Below are 3,353 nucleotides of genomic sequence, written 5' to 3'. Positions count from 1 at the left end.
TTTCTCGCGGCGCTCGGGGCCGCAGTTCTCGGCGGCGTGGGCGTGGGGCGCGGTGTGCTCGGTGGACCGCCGCAACCCCCGACGGCCTTCGCCGCCGGCGAGGCGTCGCCACACCGAGCAGCCGGCAAGGTCGTTCCTGGCGCGCTGGTGCCGCCGCCCGCGCCCATCGCGCGGGTGCCGCTGCCCGGTGGCGGCGTGCTGAACAAGCTGCCCGGGGACGGCGACCTGCTGGCTCTGACCGTTGATGACGGCGTGAGCACCGACGTGGTGCGCCTCTACACGCAGTTCGCCAAAGATACCGGCGTGCGGCTGACCTATTTCGTCAACGGCACCTACGGCTCGTGGATCGACAATCTGGCATTGCTGCGGCCATTGGTCGAATCCGGCCAGATTCAACTGGGCAACCACACCTGGTCACATCCGAACCTGACAAAGGTTCCGGCAAGTCGAGTGGCCCAACAGATCTCCCGCAACGACGAGTTCTTGAAAACCACTTACGGGGTGGACGCGCGGCCGTACCTCCGGCCACCGTACGGAAGGTACAACTCGACCGTTGATAAAGTGGCCGCCGATCTCGGCTACACCGCGATCACGCTGTGGTCGGGTTCGCTGTCGGATTCCACCGTGATCAGGGAGGACTACATCGTCCAGATGGCCCAACGGGCCTTTACCGGGCAGGCGATCGTGATCGGACACCTCAACCACCTGCCGGTGACCCACGTCTACGAGCAACTCCGCGATATCATCCGCGCACGCAACCTACGCACCGTCACCCTCAACGATGTCTTCCTCCCACCGCACTACGCCAGGCCTTAGTTCATCGCAGATGCGGCCGGCGCCGCGAACTCATCGTGTCGCAACAATTTCATGACCTGTAACAGCTAGCTGCCGTTATTCACTCCGCCTGAGTTCTGGCCCGGCACATCGGTGATCGGGACGTTGGGCATCGGCTTCGGCGACGGCGTGTTGGGCAACGACGGAATCTCCGAGGCGGGGATGTCGTGCAGGTCGTTGGCCGGTGGCCCGTTCTCTCGGCCTCCATAGACGCTGCCCGGGGCGCGCTGCCCTAGCAGCTGGCTGACCGTGACGAAGTGGTAGTCGTTGGCCTTGAGCACCGGGATGAACTGCTCGACGATGTCGACCGTGCTGGAGTAGCTGTCGTGCAGCAACACCACCGAACCGGGCTTGATCTGACTCATCAGCAGGAGCCGGCTGGCCGCTGTGTTGGAGTCGTTGATCCAGTCGTAAGGGATGACGTCCCAGAGGATTCCGGCCAGGCCGGCCTTCCCGGCCTGCTCGTTGACCGCCGCATTGGTCAACCCGCCCGGCGGCCGCCACAACTTCGGCGTCACACCGGTGGCGGCGGCGATCGCGTCGTTGGCGCGCGACAACTGGCTGGGGACGTCTTCGGGCGGCAACGTCGTCATGTTGGGGTGTTCCCAGGTGTGGTTGCCCAGTTCCATTCCCGCTTCGACCACCCGTTTGGCGCCCGCCGGGTTGGCCACGACCTTGTTGCCGATCTCGAAGAACGTGGCCTTGGCCTTGTTCGCGGTCAGGATGCTCAGCAGCCGATCGGTATACGGGGTGGGGCCGTCATCGAACGTCAACGCGACGCACTTGACCTGTGCGCAGTCCACGACGTCGTTGGCGTGGGCGAACCGGACGTGCCCGGTGAACGCACCGACCGCGACGATAGCGGCGGCCGCCGCGGCGCCTGCGACGGTGCGCCAGTACCGCCAGGCTTGGTTGTCCGGTCGTTTCGGCACGGCCGCAGCTTACCGGCGACGAAGTCCCGCCCGGTTAGAGCGGTACGCCGCTGATCTCCTCGAGCATCTCGGTGACTAGCGCCGCGATCGGCGACCGTTCGCTGCGCAGCAGCGTGATGTGCGCGAACAACGGGTGGCCCTTCAGTTTCTCGACCACCGCGGCGACGCCGTCGTGCCGGCCCACCCGCAGGTTGTCGCGCTGAGCGACGTCGTGGGTCAGCACCACCCGCGATCCCGCGCCCAACCGGGACAGCACGGTCAGCAGCACATTGCGTTCCAGTGACTGCGCTTCGTCGACGATGACGAACGAGTCGTGCAGCGAGCGACCGCGGATGTGGGTCAGTGGCAGCACCTCGAGCATGCCGCGGGCGAGCACCTCTTCGAGCACGGCCGGGCTGGCCAGACCTTCCAGGGTGTCGAAGACCGCCTGGGCCCACGGGCCCATCTTTTCGCTCTCGCTACCGGGCAGGTAGCCGAGCTCCTGGCCGCCGACCGCATAGAGCGGGCGGAATACCACTACCTTGCGCTGCGTGCGGCGCTCCAGCACGGCTTCCAGCCCGGCACACAGCGCCAGCGCCGACTTGCCGGTACCGGCCTTGCCACCCAGCGACAGGATGCCCACCGACTCGTCGAGCAGCAGATCCAGGGCCACCCGCTGTTCGGCCGAGCGGCCGCGGAGCCCGAATACCTCGCGGTCGCCGCGGACCAGCTGGACCCGCTTGTGCGCGTTGACCCGGCCGAGCGCATGCGAACTGCCGGCCAGCAGTCGAATACCGGTGTGGCACGGCAGGTCTCGTGCCGCCTCCAGGTCGGCCTCGCCGTCGGCGAACAACGCGTCGATGTCGTCGGCGCTGGTTTCCATTTCGGTCATCCCGGTCCAGCCGGAGACGACGACGTCCTGCGCGTGGTACTCGTCGGCGAGGAGACCCACCGCGCCCGCTTTGACGCGCAGCGGAATGTCCTTGCTGACCAACGTGACTCGCTTACCTTCGGCGGCGAGGTTGGCCGCACAGCACAGGATGCGCGAGTCGTTGGTGTCGGTGCGGAACCCGGCCGGCAGCACGCTGGGGTCGCTGTGGTTGAGCTCGACGTGCAGCGTGCCGCCCTGCGTGCCGACCGGGATGGGCTGATCCAGCCGCCCATGCTGGACCCGGAGATCGTCGAACAGGCGCAACGCCTGGCGGGCGAACCAGCCCAATTCGTGGTGGTGGCGTTTAGCCTCCAGTTCACTGATCACTACCAGCGGAACCACCACTTCGTGTTCGGCGAAGCGGGAGCAGGCCCACGGATCTGACAACAACACCGACGTGTCGAGCACGTAGGTCCTGATGGTGTCCTGTGAAACCGCCGGGGAATCAGTCACGAGCGCTCCTCGAGCTCATCGCCCGGCCCGCTGCCGCATGTTGGTGGTGGCCCCACAGCCACCAATGCGCGCGAGGCGTCCTTGCCGGGCTGGATGCCCGTGCGGCCCGCACGGACGATTCGGCGGGGGCCGCGGCGTCAGGACCGGGGCCGGCGGTCCTGTCGAAGTTGAGACGAGAGGCGCCGCCCGGATAGCAGAGCATGTCGCTAGCCATCGAAAGCGAC

General features: G+C 66.9%; 4 protein-coding genes. 1 reads left to right on the top strand and 3 read right to left on the bottom strand.

What is annotated here, in order from left to right; translation table 11 throughout:
- The coding region (locus tag VGH54_RS26690) for a polysaccharide deacetylase family protein (protein ID WP_331515141.1) at positions 1 to 816 on the top strand (816 nt) is incomplete at its 5' end.
- A 65-nt stretch (positions 817 to 881) separates the two neighbouring features.
- Here VGH54_RS26690 and VGH54_RS26685 read toward each other — a convergent pair.
- From VGH54_RS26685 to VGH54_RS26675, 3 genes are all read right to left on the bottom strand, one after another.
- Positions 882 to 1,766 (bottom strand): polysaccharide deacetylase family protein, encoded by an 885-nt coding sequence (locus tag VGH54_RS26685; RefSeq protein WP_331515140.1) that lies wholly within the window; start codon positions 1,764 to 1,766, stop codon positions 882 to 884.
- A 34-nt stretch (positions 1,767 to 1,800) separates the two neighbouring features.
- Positions 1,801 to 3,096, bottom strand: coding sequence for a PhoH family protein (locus tag VGH54_RS26680; RefSeq protein ID WP_414688813.1), 1,296 nt, complete (start codon positions 3,094 to 3,096; stop codon positions 1,801 to 1,803).
- Between the two features lie 25 nt (positions 3,097 to 3,121).
- Positions 3,122 to 3,353 (bottom strand): hypothetical protein (locus tag VGH54_RS26675; protein WP_331515138.1); only part of this gene is annotated, 232 nt, incomplete at its 5' end.

The organism is Mycobacterium sp., from assembly GCF_036488105.1.
GTDB lineage: Bacteria > Actinomycetota > Actinomycetes > Mycobacteriales > Mycobacteriaceae > Mycobacterium.
This window is presented reverse-complemented; position numbering and strand designations above follow the sequence as displayed.